The organism is Marinospirillum celere, from assembly GCF_900112235.1.
GTDB lineage: Bacteria > Pseudomonadota > Gammaproteobacteria > Pseudomonadales > Halomonadaceae > Marinospirillum > Marinospirillum celere.
The window spans coordinates 35,842-57,321 of record NZ_FOLH01000007.1 but is presented as its reverse complement, the minus strand read 5'-3'; the positions used below and the strand labels follow the sequence as shown (position 1 = coordinate 57,321).

Below are 21,480 nucleotides of genomic sequence, written 5' to 3'. Positions count from 1 at the left end.
TCAGATCTTCTTGAACTGGCCTACAGCCTGAACCAAGGCCTCTATGGCTTTGGGTCTTGGAAAACTGGTGCGCCAGGCTAAAGCCACGGTACGTGAAGGTACTGGCTTTTCAAAAGGACGCGTCACCAGCACATCAGGCGCATACTGATGAGTACCCACCGCTGAGCGTGGCAAAACGGTAATTCCCAGACCTGAAGCCACCATATGACGAATAGTTTCCAGGGAGCCGCCTTCAGCAATGAGCGTTTGTTCTGGACTCTTAAAGTTGGCTTCCAAAGCCGGACAGGCTTCAATTACCTGATCTCGAAAGCAATGGCCTTCACCCAGCATCAAGAGCTTTTCTTTTGGCAAATCATTGATGGGAATGGCGGCCTTTTCTGCCCAGGGATGATTGTGGGGCATTAGAACTTCAAAGGGTTCTTCGTAGAGCGTACGGGTTACCACATCCGTCTCGGTAAAGGGCAAGGCAATAATAATGGCATCCAGCTCGCCGGCCCGCAACTTACGCCTGAGTACCGCAGTGAAGTTCTCTTCAATATATAAAGGCATGTCTGGCGCCTGCTCGTGCAGTGCAGGTACCAGATGAGGAAACAAGTAAGGGCCTATGGTGTAAATGGCCCCCACTCGCAAGGGAGAGGTCAACTGGTTCTTGCCCAGCTGTGCCATTTCTTTGATTGCTGAAGCCTGCTCCAGCACCTTGCGCGCTTGAGCGACTATTTTTTCGCCGGTTGGAGTGAGCTGCACAGCGCTTTTACTCCGCTCAAACAGAGCCACGCCCAACTCGTCTTCAAGTTTCTTAACCGCTACACTGAGCGTAGGCTGGCTGACAAAACAACGTTCGGCAGCATGTCCGAAATGCTTTTCCTGTGCCAGAGTCACTATGTATTTTAGTTCTGTCAGGGTCATGATTCTTCAACTTCCTCTATGGACTGCGCAAGCTTCCAGTATGGGTTCATTAGGTTAGGTAAAAGTATGCATCATAAACTTGAATTATCAAGCGAATAGATTTTGATCTTTTATAGCTATGGGAGTCTTTATGCATTGTTTGCTGCTGGGGTGTGGCGATTTGGGAAGCCGGGTAGGTGAACTCTTATTGGCTGAAAACTTTCAGGTTTGGGGCGCCAGGCGCTCACTCGATAAATTGCCCCAAGGCATTCAACCCCTGGCCTGGACGTTACCTGAAGAGGCTCCACCACTGCCTCAAGTGGACTATCTCGTTTACTGTTTATCTGCCGATGAGTTTTCTCCTGAAGCCTATCGTCTGGCTTATTTGGAAGGCGTTGAGCAGATGATCAATAGCTTGAAGCGACAAAAAGTCTCACCGAAAAGAATTTTCTTTGTTTCTTCAACGGGCGTTTATGCTCAGAAGGATGGCGAGGAAGTGGATGAAACCAGTGAAACACGTCCTGAGAGTTTTTCCGGACAACTGCTTCTGCAGGGCGAAGAAGCGCTCTATCAAGCGCCCTGGCCGGTCAGTATCCTGCGTTTTTCCGGCATCTATGGGCCGGGTCGTGAGCGTTTGCTTCGCATGGTTAAAGAAGGCCGGTTTCCAGCTGAGCAGCCCTTAAAATACTCTAATCGTATTCATATTGAAGATGGTGCCCGGGCATTGGTCCATCTGATTCAGCAGGATGCGGCCCACCAGCCCCTGGAAGATACCTATTTAATCAGTGATTGCGAACCGGCCCCACTGCAAGAGGTTACTCACTGGCTTGCTCATCAGCTGGGAGTTTTGCCCCAGCCAGGCGAGGAGCTACCCTCCCGCGGCGGCAATAAGCGCATCAATAGCCAACGTCTTAAAGCAACCGGATTCAATTTCCGCTACCCCAGTTATCGGGAAGGTTATGCGCCCTTATTAAAGAAGGCTTAAGCGCTTTTCAATTTGGGCCAGCAGACTCTGCTCATCCAGGCCACAATCTTCCAGCAGCTCGGCCGGGGTTCCCTGGTCAACCCAGCGGTCAGGAATCCCCAGGTTGAGCAGGTTGGGCTGTAGGTTGTGAGCAGCATAAAGCTCATTGATGGCACTGCCGACACCCCCCATTACGGCATTTTCTTCCAGCGTTACCAGTAGCTCGTGCTTGGCGGCCATTTCCAGCAACAAGGCTTCATCCAGGGGTTTTACAAAACGCAGGTTCACCAAGGTCGCATCCAGAGTTTCCGCCAGCTTTTCAGCGGTGGGAACCAGGCTACCCAGGGCCAATAATGCCAGCTTTTTACCCTGACGCCGAACCTCAGCCTTACCCACAGGCAGGGACTGCAAATCCTGAGTAATCTCAACGCCGGGGCCGGTTCCGCGTGGATAGCGAACCGCTGCTGGACCCGGATACTGGTAACCGGTTGTCAGCATCTGGCGGCACTCATTTTCATCTGCCGGAGCCATTACCAGCATTTCCGGCACACAGCGCAGATAGGAGATATCCAGAGTGCCATGATGGGTTGGGCCATCTTCACCCACCACTCCGGCACGGTCGATGGCAAAGAGCACATCCAGTTTTTGTACAGCCACATCATGGATCAACTGATCATAAGCACGCTGCAAAAAGGTTGAATAGATGGCAACGACGGGCTTCATGCCTTCGCAAGCCATCCCTGCCGCCAAGGTCACTGCATGCTGCTCGGCAATGGCAACATCAAAGTAGCGTTCAGGGTACTGGCGGGAAAATTTGACCAGGTCCGACCCTTCACGCATAGCCGGGGTGATACCCAGCAAGCGTTCATCTTGAGCAGCCATATCACAGAGCCACTGCCCAAAGACATTGGAATACTTGGGTTTCTTTTTAGTGGTAGCAGGTGGCGGTGTTTGCAAAGGCTTAACCGGCTTTTCCAGCTTGGTTAACGCATGGTAGCCAATAGGATCAGCTTCCGCGGGAATAAAGCCCTTGCCTTTTTTAGTGACCAAGTGCAGAAACTGGGGGCCGGATAAGTGCTTGAGCTTTTTCAGAGTCGCCAGAAGTTCAGGCAGGTCATGGCCATCTATCGGACCCAGGTAATTAAATCCCAGCTCTTCAAACAGGGTGCCCGGTGTCACCAGGGACTTGACTTGTTCTTCCGTTTTACGCGCCAGCTCCCAGGCCAGAGGTAGTTTGGACAGGAGTTTACGGCTATTTTCCCGCAGGTGATGATAGGGCTCACTAACCAGCAGACGGGATAAATAGGTGGCCATACCGCCGACATTCTCAGAAATCGACATTTCATTGTCATTGAGAATGACCAGCAGATTGGGCTGCACATGCCCAGCATGTGTTAAAGCCTCAAAAGCCATACCCGCGGTCAGAGCACCATCACCAATCACAGCAACACTACGGCGTTTACTGCCCTGGGTTTTAGCCGCTATCGCCATACCCAAGGCTGCACTGATTGAGGTACTGGAGTGACCGACGCCAAAGGCATCATATTCAGATTCAGCACGCTTGGGGAAGGCCGCCAGGCCACCTTTTTGACGAATAGTAAGCAGCTCTTCCTTACGACCGGTCAGAATCTTGTGCGGATAAGCTTGATGGCCAACATCCCAGATGATCCGGTCATCAGGTGTATCATAAACCGCATGCAGGGCTACACTCAGCTCCACAACCCCCAAACCGGCACCAAAGTGACCACCGGTTTGACTGACGCTCCACAGTAGCCAAGCACGCACTTCCCTGGACAGGCTAAGCAGTTGACGTTCAGACAGTTTTTTCAAATCAGCCGGACAAGCGATCTGATCCAGTAGGGGCGTAGATGGACGCTCAGCAGGCAAGGCATCAAACATGGACGAAGGCTCAAATAAAGATAAAATTAATGATCACGCTGAATACACCAATCAGCCAGCTGCAATAAACTTGTCCAGTCCCCGGGCAGGCTTGCCAGACTGGATTTGGCCAGATCCACCAGATCCCTGGCTTTCTGCTCAGCAGCTTCTAACCCCAACAAACCAGGATAGGTTGCTTTTTGATGCAGTACATCTGCGCCGGTATTTTTGCCCAGCTTGGCCGTATCGCCGGTGACATCCAAAAGGTCATCCTGAACCTGGAAGGCCAGGCCCAGCGCATCAGCATAGGCATCCAGGCAGGCCAAAACAGCAGTGTCAGCCTGTCCGGCCAGACCACCCAAGCGAACTGCGGCACGGATTAATGCACCCGTTTTATGGCTGTGCAGGCGTTCCAGCTGCTTCAAGGTTAGTTGTTGTCCTTCCGCCTGTAAATCCAACATCTGGCCACCAACCATGCCCTGTGCGCCACTAGCCTGAGCCAGGGTTTGAATACTGGCCAGGGCAGCAGGCTGGTCACTGGTTGCCAAGACTTGAAAGGCCAGAGTTTGCAGGGCATCACCCACCAGAATGGCGGTGGCCTCATCAAAGGCTTTATGGCAGGTCGGGCGCCCTCTGCGAAGGTCATCATCATCCATGGCGGGCAGGTCATCATGCACCAAAGAGTAGGCATGGATAAGCTCTACAGCCATTGCCGGAGCATCGCAGGCTTCCCAGGAGGCACCTAGAGCGCGGCCCGTAGCATAGACCAAAAGCGGCCTCAGGCGCTTGCCGCCATTGAGAAGACTGTAAGCCAGAGCTTCCTGCAGTTGAGGCTCTGGACCTTGGTGAGTTTCCAGAAGCTTCAGTAGCTGACTATCTACCCTTTCACGCCCCTGACTTGCGAGTTGATTCAAGGCCTGCATCAGTCGGTCTGACCTCCGTTGGTCAAGGGCTCAAAACTGACCTGCCCCTGACTTTCTTGGAGCCGACTGACACGTTGCTCAGCTTGGTTAAGTAGCTGCTGGCAATTGCGAGTCAGCTGAACACCCTGTTCAAAAGCCTGTAAGGAAGCCTCCAAGGACAGCTCCCCTGACTCCATGCGGGTGACCAGCTCTTCCAGCTGTTTTAACTGCTGTTCAAAATCCTGCTCGTTTGCCATTTTCTCGCCTTAACTAAGCCTTGTTATCAGCAGGTCGGGGGGGTTGTCTTGTCAGGCTGTCTGCAACAGGAAGTTGCAGTCAGAGTTTACAGGGACGTATTCATACGTCCTGACCAGACAGACACCCTGACCTAGCCTGCTTAACCATCATGCATCAAACATTTTGCCCGGATTCATGATGTTGCCAGGATCAAAAACCTGCATGATCGCTTTCATATAAGCCAACTCTTCAGGGCTACGGCTGAAATGCAGGAAATCTTTTTTGACCAGGCCCACGCCATGTTCAGCAGACACGCTTCCGGCATATCTTTGGGTGATCGCAAAAACCTTGTCACTGACGTGATGGCATTTCTCAAAGAAAGCATCCTTTTCCATATCCTTGGGTTTAAGGATATTCAGGTGCAGATTGCCATCACCGATATGTCCGAACCAGACAATCTCAAAGCCTGGATAGGTTTCTGCGACAAAATCATCCACTTCTTTCAGGAATTCCGGCACCTTGGAAACCAGCACTGAAAGGTCATTTTTATAGGGCGTTTCATGGCTGATGGTCTCCGAAATAAATTCGCGCAGGCTCCATAGGCTTTGCGCCTGGGCTTCACTTTGACTGATCGAGCCGTCTTCCACCCAGCCTTCTTCCATACAGTGTTCAAAAACCTGCATGGCTCTGTCCATGACTTCTTCTGTTTCAGCTTCAAACTCCAGCAGGGCATAGTAGTCAGTGACACTGTCAAAAGGGCGTTGCAGCTGGTGATGAGCCACGACCTTATCCAAAGCATTATTGGAGAAGAATTCAAAGGCCGTTAAATCAACCTGACTCTGGAAGGCTTTGAGTACCTGCATAACATCCTGCATGGTCGGTGTACCCAGAACCATAACGGTCAGGTTCTTGGGAGGCCGGGTCAGTTTGATGGTTGCTTCGGTAATAATTCCCAGAGTGCCTTCAGCGCCAATAAACAGGTGGCGAAGGTCATAGCCGGTATTGTTCTTGATCAACCCCTTGTTCAGCTCCAGAACGTCACCCGCACCGGTCACTACTTTCAAGCCCAGCACCCAGTCACGGGTCATGCCATACTTGATCACCTTGATGCCGCCGGCATTGGTGGAAATATTACCGCCAATCTGACTGGAGCCTGCCGAGGCAAAGTCAACTGGGTAGTAAAGCCCCTGGTCTTCGGCAAATTTCTGCAATTGCTCGGTAATCATGCCTGCCTGAACCGTGACACTGCGATCAACTGGGTTGAAGTCAATAACCTTGTTCATGTAATCCATGACCACAACCAGTTCATCATTGGCTGCTACCGCACCCGCCGATAAGCCAGTCCGTCCACCGGAGGGAACCAGCGCAATCTTATTTTCGCGGGCAAAGCGAACAATCGCCTGAACATCTTCCGTAGAGCGTGGAAAAGCAATCGCTCGTGGTCTGGGCGTATGGATTTTGGTCCAGTCCCGACCATAAATATCCAGGGCTTCACCATCCAGGCGAACCCGGTCTGTACCTATCAGGTCTTCAATTGCTTGCTTGATTTGCTCAGGGGTCATTCTTATCTCCACTAACTGCCTGACTTGAGGCTGGAGGCCAAACAAAAATGAATGGCTTGCAGGTTAAACTTCAGCCATTTTCAGTCAGATTCAGGCTTAATATGCAGCATGATATGTTAACATAGCTTCCTTTAAGCTGGCTTGCCCAGACGAACTTTTTCCAACAGACCCTCCATCACGGAAACCTGCTTCATGGCTAAAACCACTTCACTGGATAAAGGCAAGATTAAGATCCTGTTACTTGAAGGCGTTCACCAGACCGCTGTGGACAATTTCAAGGCCAATGGCTACACCAATATTGAATACCACCCCAAGTCCCTTCCTGAAGCCGAACTGCTCAAGGCCGTTGAAGATGCTCACTTTATTGGCATCCGCTCACGCACCCAACTGACTGAAGAGGTTTTTGCAGCAGCCAAAAAACTGGTTGCTGTCGGCTGTTTTTGCATAGGCACCAATCAGGTCGAGCTCTATTCGGGACTGATTCGCGGCATCCCTGTCTTTAATGCGCCCTATTCCAATACCCGTTCAGTTGCTGAGCTGGTATTGGGTGAAATGATCATGCTGATGCGAGGCATTCCTCACAAGAGCGCCGAATGTCACAAAGGCGGCTGGATCAAGTCAGCCGAAGGCAGCTATGAGCTGCGCGGTAAAAAGCTGGGTATTGTGGGCTATGGCAATATCGGCTCTCAGCTGTCCGTACTTGCGGAAGGCCTGGGCATGGAAGTCTACTACTATGATGTAGTCGCCAAGTTGCCTTTAGGCAATGCCCGCCAAGTTGAAACTCTGGATGAGCTGCTGGGCATGTCGGATATCGTCACCCTGCACGTCCCTGAATTGGAATCCACCAAGTGGATGATTGCCGGTGAGCAACTACGCAAAATGAAAGCCGGTGCTCATTTGATCAATGCATCGCGTGGAAGCGTCGTGGTTATTGAAGACCTGGCCGATGTTCTTCAGTCTGGACACCTGGCCGGTGCGGCCATTGATGTTTTCCCGGTAGAACCTCGGGGTAACGACGATGAGTTTGTCAGCCCCCTACGTGGCCTGAACAATGTCATTTTGACTCCGCACATCGGTGGTTCCACGCTGGAAGCTCAAGCTAATATCGGTAAGGAAGTATCCGAAAAGCTGATTCGTTACAGCGACAATGGGACGACTACTTTTGCGGTCAATTTCCCTGAAGTGGCACTTCCTTCCCACCCCGGGAAACACCGCTTGCTGCACATTCATGAGAATATCCCCGGCGTCCTCTCGGAAATCAACCGGGTGCTTTCTGAAAATGGTATCAATATCTCCAGCCAGTACCTGCAAACCAACGACAAGGTTGGCTATGTAGTGGTGGATGTTGATGTGGAATACAGCCAGCAGGCACTCGAAGCGCTTAAAAAGGTTAAAGGCACCATACGTAGCCGCGTGCTTTTTTAAAACCTCTTGGTTCCTTGGCACCAGGGAAGGTGCCCAGTCTTTGAAACCCTTATCTACCACTGCAAAAACACCCAGAAAAGTTACATTTTCTATCAACCCCAACTTTTCAAAAGCTGCTATCTTCCCATAACTTAACCGGTTAACAGACAATTCTCTTCAGGAAGTTAGTATGCTGGCTCTTATCGCGGCTCCTTTTCAGGTCATTCTTGGCACCCTCTTTTTTGTAAGCATTACCCTGCTGATTTACGCCCCCGTCCTTCTACCCCTGGTTTATTTGCTGGACTGGCTGTATATCTCTGGCTATCTACCCTGGGATCAATGGCGTCTTCTTTACACGGCTCTTTTTCTCTATGTCAGCTCCATCCTGCTACAGGTCATCGCTGACAATGTGTTTGGCCTGACCTATCGTAAAATCACTCAGGATCCACAAATTGAAGAAGCCACTGCAGACCACCCTAATCTGGCTTGGCTCCACCAGGCTTTTGAAGAGGTCAAACAACAGTTTCCTGGCGAGAAAAGCGCACGCGTTTTTTACAACCCCAGTGGTGAAATCAATGCGATTGCTTTCCGAGATCTAAGGCATAAGGGGGTGATGATCTATGGCGGCCTCGTTAAAACCCTGATCGAAAAAAATGCGCCTGAGCAGCGCATAGCCGCCGTTAAAGGCATTCTTGCCCACGAGCTTTCTCACCTGACCAACTGGGATTTCCTAAGCGGCCAGTACCGCATGGCTTTGGCCAGACAGTTTAATTTACATATGTCGATCAGGAACAAGGTTTTCCAAACCCTCTGGACCTTCCTGCCCATTCTATTAATTATTGGCCTGTTCATTCGCTGGGGCATGGCTTTGATCCACAACCTGACAACAGGTTTGATCAATCTGCTCAGCAGCCTCTATCGTCGTCTGGATGCGGCCGTCAGTCGGGCCATTGAGTTTCGCTGTGATCGCCAAGCCGCCAAAGCAGTAGGCTGGCCATCCATTTTCCTGGGACTCAGCAGTCTACCCATTCAGTCCAGAAGCAATATGTTCGACAGTCACCCAGATGGTATTTCCCGGCTACTGTATATCCATCGTCGCGGTGGTGAGAAATCCAGTAATCAGTTAATCAGTGGCAGTATTGCAGCCAGAATAACCGCTCTTTTACTGTTTCCTTTGTTGGGTTTGTTGGCTTGGTGGCTGGGTGAATTGGCCCAAGTACTTCCGGCTGGCTACTTTGACCCCAGCTTTCAATTTCTACTGGGCCAGCTCATTGCTATTCCCGGCGTTGAAACAGCGATCAACTTCCTTGTTCAAAGCTGGCTAGTGGTGATCAACAGCCTGCAGTATCTAGTGTTCTGGTTACTCGAAGAAAGCACCCTGCTCTGGCCCCTGGTACAGAGCCTGAGCTATCAGGTCTGGGATTTTTTGATCCATTTTCATTACAACCTGCAAACAGGTATTACTGACCTCTACCTGCAGTTTTTACCACTCTTAAATCAGTGGACTGGTTGGCAAATCAGCTTGGACCAGTCAGCACTCAAATGGCTACCCCTGGCCAGCACCCTGCTGACCGAACTCTTTTTGATTCGACTCTTTTTTGCTTCTCTTCGCTGGATCAAGAAAACCCTGGCGTGGATTCAGCAGAAGGTCTTTTTACTGCGCTTTTTTGTTGCGACCCGGCTGTTTACCCGCAAATCAGCACCCGAGCTGGATAGACTCCTGGTCACTGCCTTCAATGAAAACAACTACTCAGCCGTCATCAGGCTAATCCGGCGTGGCGCCCATCCAGCCAGAGTCCAGCTGACTTCGGGTAAAAGTCTGGTTGAGCATCTGCATTTGCAGGGCAACCCGGCTGCCAGTAGCCTGGCCAGACTCCTACCCAAAGAGAAGTAACCCGATCAACGCACTTGGCGGTCCAGGCGCTCACTGGCCTCCCGGTGATCCCGTTGCATACGATCCTGGCGCTCTTGTTGAGCGCGGGGGTCTTCTTTGGGCAGATCTTTCATGGGTGACGAGCAGCCTGCAACAACCAGACTAATTAACAACAACAAACCCCAAGACTTTATCAATTTCAGCATGGTATTTTCCTCTTAAGAAAGCTCAACTCAATCCTTCAACAACCCTTGTGTCAGCCGGTCCAGCGTTTCTTGCCGCTTTTCAGATACTTCGTTCAAGAGGTGATGACCGCAATCCTTAATCAAGAAGGTTTTGGCCGTCGGCACCAAGCGGTGAAGTACCGTCAAATTATATTGCCAATCCACTGTAGTATCAGCTTCTCCCTGGATAATCACCACCTTTTCCCCAGCAGCAGGTGCCTTTTCAATGTAGGGAATCCAGCGGTTCAAAGCCTTGACCCAGGCCAGAGGCAAGCGCCTTGCCTGCAGAGGGTCCTGATCACGAATAAATTCCAAAAACTTGGCATCATGAGAATTGGCGCGAAACTTACGCGGCAGATGGCTAAAAAACAGTGATGCCAAAGGCAGCCATTTTCTCGCTGCCTTCCAGCCAAAGGGTCTCACCAGGGGTGCCAATAAGGCGATACGGTCAAAACAATTGTTAGTGAGTAAGTGTTCCAGGGCAACGGCACCCCCTGTGGAAAATCCAGAAAGCATCCAGGGTCGAGGCAAATTTTCTTTTTCCAACAGGTCTACCAGGCGCCTAAGAAACTGCTGGTAAATTCCAAAGTCATCAATACTGGCCCTGGAGCCACTGGATAAACCGTGGCCCGGCATATCAACCGCCAGATAGTGCAACCCATGAGCCAAAGCCCAACGCTGCAGGTGGGGGTAAAGGCCGCCGTGATCATAGTAGCCGTGCAGATGCAGCAAAGTGCCTGCGGCAGCCTGCTGATCGCCTAGCTGTGGCTTAAAACCTTGCAGCCAAACTCTCTGCTCACCTTCCAGCACCCAGCCCGCTCGAACTTGTGCCAGCAAAGGGTCGTCAACACTAGCCATGCCATAGAAGCTGAGGTAATCGGCATAGTCTTTTTCTGGCTGACGGGTCCAACTGGATTCAAGAAAAGTATGGGGCCATAACCTTAAACTTACTTTAAAAGCAGGTGCCTGCATAATCGACTCTTCCTGTTCGCCTAAAGACGGGTGAATTTCATAACAAAATCCTGTATCTTCTTGCTTCAACAACTTGTAAGTTCCTGAAAATTTACTACAAAATTCACCCTGTTAGGGGGGAGTTTACAACAAATTCCTTCAGGTTACGCAAATGATCAATCCCCAAAAGAAGAGGCGATTTTCCATGACTGATCGCGTTCAAGCAGGTGACTTGCAGGTCGCCAAAGAACTCTACGATTTTATTAACACTCAAGCTATTCCCGGTAGTGGAGTTACAAGCGAAGCCTTCTGGGCAGGTCTTGATAAGCTGGTACATGAGCTGGCTCCCCGCAACCGTGAGCTTTTGCAAAAGCGCGATGAGCTGCAAAAGAAAATTGATACCTGGCATCAAGAAAACCAAGGCCAATTTGATTTTGCAGCCTATAAGAATTTTCTGAAAGAAATAGGCTATCTGCAACCTGAAGGCGATAGCTTCCAGGCAACGACCAGCAAGGTCGATACTGAAATCGCCGAACAAGCTGGCCCTCAGCTGGTTGTGCCTATTACCAATGCCCGCTTTGCTCTGAATGCAGCCAATGCGCGCTGGGGCAGCCTCTATGATGCTCTCTATGGCACTGATGCCCTCCCAGAAGATGATGGCGCTCAAAAAGGCCCTGGCTATAACCCGGTTCGTGGCGAAAAGGTTATTGCCTTTGCACGTGACTTCCTGGACCAGAGTGCACCCCTGGCAAAAGACAGCCATAAAAATGCCACTGGTTATGTGGTTGCCGACGGTCAGCTGCAAGTCAGCCTGAAAGACGGTAGCACAACCAGCCTGAAAGACCCCGCGCAACTACAAGGCTTTACCGGTGAAGCCTCTGCACCTAGCGGTGTACTCCTTCAGCATCATGGTTTGCATTTTGAAATTCAAATTGACCGCAACCACCATATCGGCCAAACCGATGCAGCAGGCGTTAAAGACCTGCTGATGGAAGCCGCCCTGACTGCCATCATGGACTGCGAAGACTCAGTTGCTGCTGTCGATGCTGAAGATAAGGTTTTGGCGTACGGTAACTGGCTGGGCCTGATGAAAGGTGATCTGGCTGAAGACGTCAGCAAGGGTGGCAAAACCTTTACCCGCACCATGAATCCTGACCGTGAATACACTACACCGGATGGTGGGAAACTTAGTCTGCATGGTCGTTCCTTGATGTTTGTGCGTAACGTTGGTCACCTGATGACCAACCCAGCCATTCTATTGAAAGACGGCTCAGAAATTCCTGAAGGTATTCTGGATTGTGCCGTTACCAGCCTGGCGGCCAAGCACGACCTGCTGGGCAAGGGTAAGCTGAGTAACTCCCGCACGGGCAGCGTTTATATCGTCAAGCCCAAGATGCATGGCCCTGAAGAAGTTGCCTTCTCCAATGAGCTCTTTGCCAAGGTTGAAGACCTGCTGGGTCTGGAACGCTTCACTCTGAAAATGGGCATCATGGATGAAGAGCGCCGCACCACGGTTAACCTGAAAGAATGTATCCGTGCCGCCAAAGAAAGGGTTGTCTTCATCAACACCGGCTTCCTGGATCGTACCGGTGATGAAATGCGCACCTCTATGGAAGCAGGCCCTATGATTCGCAAGGGCGATATGAAGACCTCTGCCTGGATTCAAGCCTATGAGCAGTGGAATGTGGATATCGGCCTGGAATGTGGCCTCAAGGGCCGTGCCCAAATAGGTAAAGGCATGTGGGCCATGCCGGATCTGATGGGTGAAATGCTCAAGCAGAAAATCGGCCACCCCAAATCAGGTGCCAACACGGCCTGGGTCCCCTCACCTACTGCGGCTGCCCTGCACGCTCTGCACTACCACCAGGTCAACGTTGCTGAGGTTCAGGAAAAACTCAAATCACGTGAGCGCGCCAGCCTGGATGACATCCTAACCATTCCGGTTGCCGAAAACCCCAGTTGGTCCGCTGAAGAGATTCAGCAGGAACTGGACAACAATGCCCAGGGTATTCTGGGTTATGTAGTTCGCTGGGTCGACCAAGGCGTGGGCTGCTCTAAGGTTCCCGACATCAACAATGTCGGCCTGATGGAAGACCGTGCCACCCTGCGGATCTCCAGCCAGCATATTGCCAACTGGCTACGCCATGGCATTTGCAGCAAAGAACAGGTGATTGAAACCCTGCAACGCATGGCTAAGGTCGTTGATGGACAAAATGCTGGGGATCCAGCCTATCAGCCCATGCATGGCAATTTTGAGCAATCCGTTGCTTTCCAGGCGGCCCTGGAATTGGTATTGGAAGGCTGTGCCCAGCCCAGTGGCTACACAGAACCTGTCCTCCACCGCCGTCGTTTGGAGCTGAAGGCCAACCAAGCCTGATTGCCAAACGCGAGACATAAAAAAGCCGGGGACTAGCCCCGGCTTTTTTTGCGGCTGAAGAAAGCTGAATTACATCATGCCTTCAACACGGTCACGCAGTTCTTCATTGCTCTGCAGGGCCATGGCAATGTTGTTGTAGGTATCAACATCCAGACCTTCTTGCTCAACAGCTTCAACCATCAGCTGGCCAGCTTCTTGTTGCAGCTGGTTAGCAGCTTCCTGTTCGTCAGCAGCTTCAAGGCGCTGCGTAAAATCTTCACGGATTTCTTCAAGAGCAGGCTGGACAGCAACAAACTTTTCCAAATCAGCATCAGAAAAATCCATATCCATTTGCTGCTGCTGCATGCCCTGCTGGCTTTGCTGCTGAGCTACGGCATGAAGACTCAGGCCTGTCAGCATAAACAGGGCAAGAAACAATGCGGTCAATTTTTTCATTCTCAAAACCTCCAAGTAACAATTTTGGCTTCATTCACTCACCCAACTACTAGCGAAGACCATGCCAAAATTAAAAATAGATTATAACTCAATGTTTTTATTGAATTAATTTAATCCTAAAAAGTTTATGTCGGTTAACAGAGACATTTGCACAAAATAGCTAATGCGCCAATATGACACATGTGCCCCATAAAACAAGCAAGCCGGAGGCCTGCATGCAAAGCGCGAACTCAGCATCTCCCGTCACCATCTTGGGCAGCAGCCCTGTCATGCATAAACTTTATGAAAACTTGCAAGTCATTGCCAAAGCGCAAGGGCCGGTACTGATTATTGGTGAAACGGGTACAGGCAAGGAATTGGTTGCCCGCAATCTGCATACTGCCAGCGACCGGGCTCAGGCACCCTTTCTGGCTGTTAACTGTGCCGGCATCCCCCAGGAGCTTTTGGAAAGTGAGTTCTTTGGTCACACCGCTGGTGCTTTTACAGGCGCCAATAAAGCACGCAAAGGCCTGTTTATTGAAGCCAATGGCGGCACTTTGCTGCTGGATGAAATTGGGGAAATGCCCCTTGCGCTTCAGGCTAAGTTACTGAGAGCACTGCAAGATGGCTATATCCGCCCCGTTGGCATGGATACCGAAGAGCAGGTTGATGTGCGTATTTTGGCTGCAACCCACAGAGACTTGAAAGAAAAGGTTGCCAAGGGCGAATTTCGTGAAGACCTTTACTACCGCCTGGAAACCTTCACTTTACAACTTCCCCCGCTTAGAGACAGAGGGAGCGACAAACTCCTCCTCGCCCGCCAATTATTGACCGAGATGGCCAGAGACCAGCAAAGCAAGGTTGAAGGCTTTAGCAAAGAAGCCGAGCTGCTGCTAGAACGCTATGATTACCCAGGTAATGTTCGTGAACTGCAGAACCTCTTGGAAGCTGCACTAGCTTTCTGTGATGGAAAGCATATCCAGGCTTGGCACCTTCCCGAACGTCTAAGACAGCAACAGCTGAGCCCTCAGCAGGATGAACGCCCCAGCAGCCTACAAATCGAAAACCAACTACTTCGGGGGAATAAACTGCCTACGCTGGAAGAGCTGCAACAGCGTTATGTTCAGCTGGTTCTAGATGAAACCCAGGGCAATAAGCGCCGGGCAGCCGCTTTACTCGGAATTGGGCGAAGAACCCTTTATCGCTGGTTGGATGAAGCCAAGTAGCCACTTTAACTGAAAGCGTCATACTGGTGCTTTCAACCATTGATAAGTGAGCAGACCTAAAAAGGTTAAGACCAAACTACCCAGCAAATGCAGAGCGCTGGTTGCAAAAGCCCAACCCCAGCGGCCCTGCTGGAGCATATAAACCACTTCCGCAGAAAAGGTTGAAAAGGTTGTCAGTCCGCCCAAAAGCCCTGTCACCAGCAGAAGACGCCATTCAGGTGACAGCTGTGGATGCTGGGCAAAAAAGCCCAAGGCCAAACCAATTAAATAGCCGCCCGCCAAGTTGGCAATAAGAGTGCCCAAAGGCATGCCTGCCCAGACGGCATTGAGTTTCAAGGCCAGCCACCAGCGCAGCAATGCACCTCCACCAGCACCAAAAGCAACGGCCAAGGCCGCAAAAGGTAAGGACATAGATAATTCTCTGATGTAAGTTATATTCCTTAAAAAACACAGGCAAAAGGTTATTCTTCGTGGTTCAATAGGCTTATGTCAAACTCGCGCCCTGATTTCAGAGCAACTTCCGGCAAAAAACTGTCGCCGTTGCTAATTCCTTTGCTGATCGCTTCCTGGCTTTTGGCAAGTTTGATGCTACTCAACAGTTATCAGTCATCAGTCAGTAATTTTAGAGACTCAGCCTTTCAGCAAAGCGAAGAGCACACCTCCGCACTGCTAGAACTGCAAAAAACACTGGTACAAGCAAAACTCCATGAAATGCAGCGGGCGCTCCAGGCAATCACCCATTTGATTGAAAACCCTGGATTGGATAACCAGCAGCTCCTTCAAGCACTCTATGCTCGCAAGCATCCTAGCCCTGAAATTCTAGCGATTATTCTGCTCAATAACGAAGGAGAAACCGAGGCCTTCAGTCGGCCTGGTGAGAACCCATCACTGGGTGATCGCGAATACTTCACCTGGCATTTGAACAACCCCGAATCTGGACAGTTTTATCTTTCTCCACCCTTGCAAGCACGTCATCCCGAGCAGTTTCCTTTCGTAGCTCTTAGTAAAGCGATTACTGATGACGAAGGCCAATTAAGCTATGTGCTGGCTATGGCCATCGACCTCAAGATGTTGGCAGAGGACCTGAGTGGTCTGGTGAGTGCCAATGGTCATACCACCGTGCTGGCTCATCAATCCGGGGAGATTTACTTTCGCATGCCCTGGTTTGAAGATGCCGTTACCCAGCAATCACCTGTTATCGCAGACCACCAGGGCGAATTAGCGCAAAGCCATCTAACCAGAATCGCTTCACCTTTTGATGGGCACACCCGGCAAATTGCTTATGGACGGGTTGGCACTACCCCCTTGGTGGTTTTTATTTCTGAAAACCTTGAACCTACCCTGGCTGCGATTGACGACTACCAACAAAAACAAGCCTTGCGTTGGGGCTTGGCATTTTTGATAGCAACCCTGCTTTTTGCTGGCCTGGCCGGCTTGATTCGTTCACGCCACAAAAATCTGCAACAACTTCTGGAAAGCGAAGAACGTTACCGCCTGGCCAAGGAAGCCGCCAATATAGGTGTTTGGGATTTAAACCCACTAACCGGAGAATTGACTTGGGACCAACAGCTGTGGCAGCAGTTAGGTTATTCCCAACCTGAATTCAAACTCACCAAACAGTCCTGGCTGGATAGCATTCACCCTGAAGACCTGGACCGGGTTATTGAGATAACCTCCAGAAAAATTCAAGAATGCCAACCTTTTGAAATTGAGTATCGCTCCCGAACCAGCCAAGGTTCCTGGCTGTGGCTTCTCGGTAAGGGGCAAGTAATTGCCTGGAATGAACGAGGCCACTCCACAAGAGTGCTCGGTACCAGCCAGATTATTGAAGACAGAAAACAAACTGAACAGCAGCTTCAGGAACAAGCAGAAGCCCTGAAAGCGTCAAATGAAGAATTGGAGCAATTTGCCTATGTCGCTTCACACGACCTTCGCCAGCCGTTAAGAATGATTAGAAGCTATGTGGAGCTTTTGAACAAACGGTTAGCAGGACAGCTTAATGAAGAAACCAACCAGTTTATGACTTTTATCAATGAGGGTGCCCAGCGTATGGACAATATGCTGGTTTCTCTTCTGGAATACTCTCGTGTTGGCCGCAAGGGTGAGCCAATCAGCGAACAAAACCTGCGCCAGCTAGCAGCAGAAGCTTTAAGCTATCTACAGCCGCAAATCAAGGAGTCTCAAGCCAAAATAGAGTTCCAGGGCCAGTGGCCAGAGCAACTACCTACCAGTCGTAACGAGATAGTTCGCCTTTTTCAGAACCTGCTTAACAACGCCCTGAAATACCAGCCCCCTGGACAACAACCTCAAGTCCTTCTCACGGCAAGTAAGCAGGGTCAACACTGGCAAGTTAGCATTCAGGATAATGGCATCGGCATTGCAAAAGATCAGCAGGATCGTTTATTCAAAGTCTTTCAGCGCCTGCATACCCGCCAAGAGTATGAGGGAACAGGCATAGGGCTGGCGATTTGTCGTAAGATCGTCGAACGCCATGGTGGCGAAATCTGGCTGGAATCAGAGGGTAAAGGCCAGGGTACCTGCATGCATTTTACCCTGGCCACAAACCTTGATTAAAAGAACCAATTAAACCCGGAACTGCTTAACGCTTTCCTGTAGGCGGCAAGCAAGTTCAGCCAATTCCCGGCTGGCAGCAACATTCTGTTCCATACCTGCGGCTGCCAATTCGGAAGCCTCGGTAATGCTGGTGAAATTACGATTAATTTCTTCAGCAACAGACGACTGCTCCTCAGCAGCACTGGCGATCTGTGCATTCATATGATTAATATCCGTCACAGAACGTTGAATCACTTCCAAGGAGTTACCCGCACGGCGCGCCTGCTCGACGCTCTCGGCCGCTTTTAAACGCCCCTGCTCCATAACTTCAACTGCTCCCTGAGCACTGGACTGCATTTTTTCAATCCGCTGCTGAATGTCACGAGTCGACTCCTGAGTGCGACTGGCTAGAGCTCTTACCTCATCAGCAACCACCGCAAAGCCACGACCATGCTCGCCAGCTCTGGCTGCTTCAATAGCCGCATTCAAGGCCAACAGGTTGGTTTGCTCGGCAATGGTTTCAATCACTTCCAACACGGTTCCGATTTCCGTACTGTCCTCTGACAGCTGGTCAATCACCTTGCCGGCTTTTTCAACTTGCTTGGCCAGCTCATCAATACTGGCCAGTGTTCTTTTAACCTCATCGCCACCTGAAATGGTTTCTTCATCGGCCGTTTTGGCAACTTCTGAGGCTTCAACGGTATGCCCTGCAACTTCCTGAACCGTTGCCGACATTTGATTAATTGCGGCCGCGCCCTGTTCGGTTTGTTCGCGCTGGCTGCTGGCCAAGTCTCGATTTCGGGTGGCCGTTTCCTGAAGCTCACCCGCCGCCTGAGCAAGGGTGTTAGCCGTTGTTGTGACGCCCTGAATCACTTCTGACAATTGACTGCTCATGCCAGCCACCGCACCCATAATACTGTCCGGGTGGCGCGTCTTGATCGCTTGAGTCAAATCACCTGAAGCCACCTGGCGTATCAAGCGCGCCGCCACTTCAGGCTCCCCACCGATCATACGAGTCAATTTGGAAACCAAGCGTACACTGACCAAAACACCCACAATTAAAGAAAAAGCAGCGACCAATAGCATCAGGGTTTGAAAGCCACCCGTCTCCGAACGTACAAAATCCACCTGCTGCTGGATCTCCTGCTCTTGGTAATCAATAAACGCATTAATTGCACCCAGCCAGTCTGTATAGGCTGCTGAAACTTCTTCCAGAAGCAGGCGTCTGGCTGCATTCTGTTGTCCATCGCTTAAGAGCTGCAGCGTTCGCGTAGTCAGTGCCTGTGTTTGTTCTTCAATCATCTGAATCGATGCCAAAAGCTCTCTCTCAGTTGCAGTTACCCCAACTTCACGAGCAAATAGTCGGTCCATTTCCTGAGCCGAATCCTGATAAAAAGCATCCAAGTCATCAATTTGTGCCAAAAACGGCTGACGCTCACTGGCTGAGCTCACCAGGACCGCATCACGGATGGCAATGGCACGATCATGGACACTGCCACGAAAGTTAATTGCAAAACGCTGCTTACGGGTATCGACATCATTAACCTGTGTCAGAGTCGAATCCACGCTAGCAACCTTGACCACCCCGACCAGGGTAATCACCAAAATCAAAGCTAGCACCAGGCCAAAACCCAAATACAGACGTTGTGCAATTGTCATGTGACTGTCTCCAAAACCTTTACAAGATGGAACATCATAATTATACAATAATTTTATAATTTTATCCTATCAAGATTCTTGAAAACAGAAAAAATTAGCTATCATGAAAAATGAAGCGCTCTATAACGCAAAAAGCCCCTGATAAGGGGCTTTAAAACACCAAGGCAAAGCTAGCGCTCAGAAGGGAATTTCATCATCCATATCATTAAAGCTGGGGGATGTTGGCTGACCACCTGTTTGCTGAGGTTGAGGCGCCGGATTGGAATAGCCACCGCCTGGATGAGCAGGTTGCTGCTGATAATTCTGTTGTGGTTGCTGCTGAGGCTGAGGCGGCGGTGCCTGAGGTGACTGCTGAGGCTGAGGAGCCGCCTGCCTTGGCTGAGGAGGAGGTGGCGGTGGCGCAGCTGGTGCCTGTTGAGGAGCAGCCTGGCTGTAATCCTGCTGATAGTTACCTTGCGGCTGAGAATAGCCCGGCTGTCCACCTTGAGGTGCCTGCTGAGCATAATCATTAGGTTGTGCGGAGCGTCCAGCATTACCATAAGCTGGCTGACCACCTGCACTATCCAGCATCTGCATTTCATTGGCGACAATTTCAGTGGTGTACTGGTCTACACCCTGTTGGTTTTGCCATTTACGGGTCTGCAGCTTACCTTCGACATAAACCTTGCTGCCTTTTTTCAGATACTGGCCAACAATTTCTGCCAGGCGATCGAAAAAGACAACCCGGTGCCATTCTGTTCTTTCCTGCTTCTGACCGGTTTGGCGATCAGTCCACTGCTCACTGGTTGCAATACTGACATTGGCAACCTGCTTCTGATTTTGTGTAAAACGGATATCTGGATCTTGTCCCAGATTCCCGATCAAGATGACTTTGTTCACGCCCCTTGCCATGCTCTTCCCCTTGGTAAAAACCTTGTTGTCTATAAATTGTTCTGACTTTTGACTTAGCCAGATGTTTCAGCCAGCAACTCTTCCAAAGCATCTTCATCAAGTTGTTGCCGGTCCAGTTTCAGATAGCCAGTGGCCTCTTCAACCAGGAAAACCACCTCTTCCACACCAGGTAAGGCTTTAAGATTCTTTTCCAGCTCGTCCAAACCTTCTGCAGCCGTTTGCGGTGACAGATGAAAGACTCGGCTGGATAGGTGTCGAGGTGGTTGGAATCCAAGCAGCCCCAGGAGCCATAAGAGGCAGGCAGCAGCTGCGACCCATAACAGCCCTTCTGCACCCCAGCCACCCAGCAGCCAGCCACCCAGGATACCACCTGCAAAAGCACCCATAAATTGCGAAGTGGAATAAACACCCATGGCCGTTCCCTTGGATTCAACAGGGGCTTGCTTACTGATCAAGGATGGTAGGCTCGCTTCCAACAGGTTAAAGCCGATGAAAAAGATCCACAAGCCCGGTAGTAACCACCAGCCACCCGGAACCAGTAATGCCAAACCTAGGGCCAGCAATGCAAAGCCTGCCAGCAGAACGCGTTTCATTTGCCGCTTTTTTTCACCATAAATGATCAGCGGTATCATAAAGACGAAACCCAGCAGCATGCAGCCCAGGTAGACAAACCCTTGCTGGGCCAGGCTCCAACCAGCTTCCAGCAAAAGGCCAGGCACCGCAATAAAAATAGCGGTTAGCAACAAATGCAGCAGAAGAATACTAAAGTCCAAACGCAAAAGCTGAGGGTGACTAATCACTGGCGTTAGTTGCTTGAGGTCGATACCAGCATCCAGGTGCTTACGACTCTTTGCTGGAGAAGGCACCCAGCGCCACAAAACCAGCATACCCAACAGGCTAAGCACCAAAGTCAGCCAAAAGAGTCCCGACAAACCTAAACCCTGAGCCAGCCAGGGACCTAGTGCCATGGCTAGGATAAAAGCCAAACCTATACTAATGCCAACACTGGCCATGGCCTGGGTACGCCTTTCATCCCGGGTCAGGTCTGCCAATAAGGCCATGAGTACGCTGGCTATGGCGCCCATACCCTGCAAGGCCCGACCTAGAATAATCACTACTAGACTGTCAGCGGTAGCCGCAACCAGGCTGCCTAGCGCAAAAACGGCCAGCCCCAGGTAAATCAATGGCTTACGGCCCCAGCGATCGGATAGCCAGCCAAACGGAAGCTGAAGGAGTGCCTGGGTAAAGCCATAGATACCTATCGCCAGGCCGATCGCCAGAGGCGTCGCCCCATCAAAGTCTTCCAATAGCAGAGGCATGACCGGTAGAACCATAAAGAGCCCGAGCATGCGCAGACCATAGAGCCCGGCTAGACCGCTGATTGCCCGGATTTCAATAGAGTTCAGGGAGTCGCGCGACATAAAGCTTCCGTGTTGATAAAACCCGCTATTCTACCTTGGTGTCCATCCGCTCACCAGCC

18 protein-coding genes are annotated in these 21,480 nt (G+C 50.8%); 6 read left to right on the top strand and 12 right to left on the bottom strand.

Features of this window, described 5'->3' with window-relative positions:
* A complete protein-coding gene (locus BM185_RS13775) occupies positions 1-906 on the bottom strand; it encodes a hydrogen peroxide-inducible genes activator (RefSeq protein WP_091964950.1) in 906 nt (301 codons plus the stop codon).
* 130 nt (positions 907-1,036) lie between these two features.
* On the opposite strand from BM185_RS13775, the gene BM185_RS13770 reads away from it, so the two are divergent.
* On the top strand, positions 1,037-1,870 hold the full coding sequence (locus tag BM185_RS13770) for an SDR family oxidoreductase (protein WP_091964948.1): 834 nt from the start codon (positions 1,037-1,039) through the stop codon (positions 1,868-1,870).
* Here BM185_RS13770 and dxs read toward each other — a convergent pair.
* The 4 genes from dxs to BM185_RS13750 all read right to left on the bottom strand — a co-directional run bounded on the left by dxs (position 1,856) and on the right by BM185_RS13750 (position 6,428).
* Complete coding sequence (gene dxs, locus BM185_RS13765; protein ID WP_091964946.1) at positions 1,856-3,748, bottom strand: 1-deoxy-D-xylulose-5-phosphate synthase; 1,893 nt, start codon at positions 3,746-3,748, stop codon at positions 1,856-1,858. The two genes, BM185_RS13770 and dxs, sit on opposite strands and share 15 nt — an antisense overlap.
* A 26-nt stretch (positions 3,749-3,774) precedes the next feature.
* Positions 3,775-4,650: a (2E,6E)-farnesyl diphosphate synthase gene (ispA, locus tag BM185_RS13760; protein WP_091964943.1), complete on the bottom strand. Its 876-nt coding sequence runs from the start codon at positions 4,648-4,650 to the stop codon at positions 3,775-3,777.
* Positions 4,650-4,886, bottom strand: coding sequence for an exodeoxyribonuclease VII small subunit (locus BM185_RS13755; protein ID WP_091964941.1), 237 nt, complete (start codon positions 4,884-4,886; stop codon positions 4,650-4,652). The genes ispA and BM185_RS13755 overlap by 1 nt, the downstream gene beginning before the upstream one ends.
* Positions 4,887-5,033: 147 nt before the next feature.
* Complete coding sequence (locus BM185_RS13750; RefSeq protein ID WP_091964939.1) at positions 5,034-6,428, bottom strand: FAD-binding oxidoreductase; 1,395 nt, start codon at positions 6,426-6,428, stop codon at positions 5,034-5,036.
* A gap of 192 nt (positions 6,429-6,620) precedes the next feature.
* Here BM185_RS13750 and serA point away from each other — a divergent pair, with 192 nt between their 5' ends.
* Positions 6,621-7,853 (top strand): phosphoglycerate dehydrogenase, encoded by a 1,233-nt coding sequence (gene serA / locus BM185_RS13745; protein ID WP_091964937.1) that lies wholly within the window; start codon positions 6,621-6,623, stop codon positions 7,851-7,853.
* A gap of 169 nt (positions 7,854-8,022) precedes the next feature.
* A complete protein-coding gene (locus BM185_RS13740) occupies positions 8,023-9,726 on the top strand; it encodes a M48 family metallopeptidase (protein WP_091964935.1) in 1,704 nt (567 codons plus the stop codon).
* Between the two features lie 5 nt (positions 9,727-9,731).
* Here the strand turns inward: BM185_RS13740 and BM185_RS13735 are convergent, their stop codons facing one another.
* Complete coding sequence (locus BM185_RS13735; protein WP_091964933.1) at positions 9,732-9,911, bottom strand: outer membrane protein assembly factor BamD; 180 nt, start codon at positions 9,909-9,911, stop codon at positions 9,732-9,734.
* A 27-nt stretch (positions 9,912-9,938) separates the two neighbouring features.
* Positions 9,939-10,973 carry an alpha/beta fold hydrolase gene (locus BM185_RS13730; protein WP_143089523.1) on the bottom strand — a complete coding sequence of 345 codons (1,035 nt, stop codon included), beginning with the start codon at positions 10,971-10,973 and terminating at the stop codon, positions 9,939-9,941.
* Between the two features lie 112 nt (positions 10,974-11,085).
* On the opposite strand from BM185_RS13730, the gene BM185_RS13725 reads away from it, so the two are divergent.
* Complete coding sequence (locus BM185_RS13725; protein WP_091964928.1) at positions 11,086-13,257, top strand: malate synthase G; 2,172 nt, start codon at positions 11,086-11,088, stop codon at positions 13,255-13,257.
* Positions 13,258-13,326: 69 nt separating this feature from the next.
* On the opposite strand, the gene BM185_RS13720 is transcribed toward BM185_RS13725, so the two are convergent.
* Complete coding sequence (locus tag BM185_RS13720; RefSeq protein WP_091964926.1) at positions 13,327-13,692, bottom strand: DUF4168 domain-containing protein; 366 nt, start codon at positions 13,690-13,692, stop codon at positions 13,327-13,329.
* 173 nt (positions 13,693-13,865) lie between these two features.
* Between BM185_RS13720 and BM185_RS13715 the strand changes: the two genes are divergently transcribed.
* On the top strand, positions 13,866-14,897 hold the full coding sequence (locus BM185_RS13715; RefSeq protein ID WP_091964924.1) for a sigma 54-interacting transcriptional regulator: 1,032 nt from the start codon (positions 13,866-13,868) through the stop codon (positions 14,895-14,897).
* An 18-nt stretch (positions 14,898-14,915) separates the two neighbouring features.
* Here BM185_RS13715 and crcB read toward each other — a convergent pair whose 3' ends face one another.
* The gene (gene crcB / locus BM185_RS13710) at positions 14,916-15,308 is read right to left on the bottom strand and encodes a fluoride efflux transporter CrcB (RefSeq protein ID WP_091964922.1); all 393 of its coding nucleotides are present in this window, start codon (positions 15,306-15,308) and stop codon (positions 14,916-14,918) included.
* Positions 15,309-15,482: 174 nt separating this feature from the next.
* Between crcB and BM185_RS13705 the strand changes: the two genes are divergently transcribed.
* Entirely contained in the window at positions 15,483-17,471 is a 1,989-nt protein-coding gene (locus tag BM185_RS13705; RefSeq protein WP_218149452.1) for an ATP-binding protein, read from the top strand.
* 9 nt (positions 17,472-17,480) lie between these two features.
* Here the strand turns inward: BM185_RS13705 and BM185_RS13700 are convergent, their stop codons facing one another.
* The 3 genes from BM185_RS13700 to BM185_RS13690 form a co-directional block, all read right to left on the bottom strand.
* A complete protein-coding gene (locus BM185_RS13700; protein ID WP_091964918.1) occupies positions 17,481-19,109 on the bottom strand; it encodes a methyl-accepting chemotaxis protein in 1,629 nt (542 codons plus the stop codon).
* A gap of 177 nt (positions 19,110-19,286) precedes the next feature.
* Positions 19,287-19,988: a single-stranded DNA-binding protein gene (locus BM185_RS13695; RefSeq protein WP_425434219.1), complete on the bottom strand. Its 702-nt coding sequence runs from the start codon at positions 19,986-19,988 to the stop codon at positions 19,287-19,289.
* 65 nt (positions 19,989-20,053) lie between these two features.
* A complete protein-coding gene (locus BM185_RS13690) occupies positions 20,054-21,421 on the bottom strand; it encodes an MFS transporter (RefSeq protein WP_091964914.1) in 1,368 nt (455 codons plus the stop codon).
* Positions 21,422-21,480 lie beyond the last annotated feature (59 nt).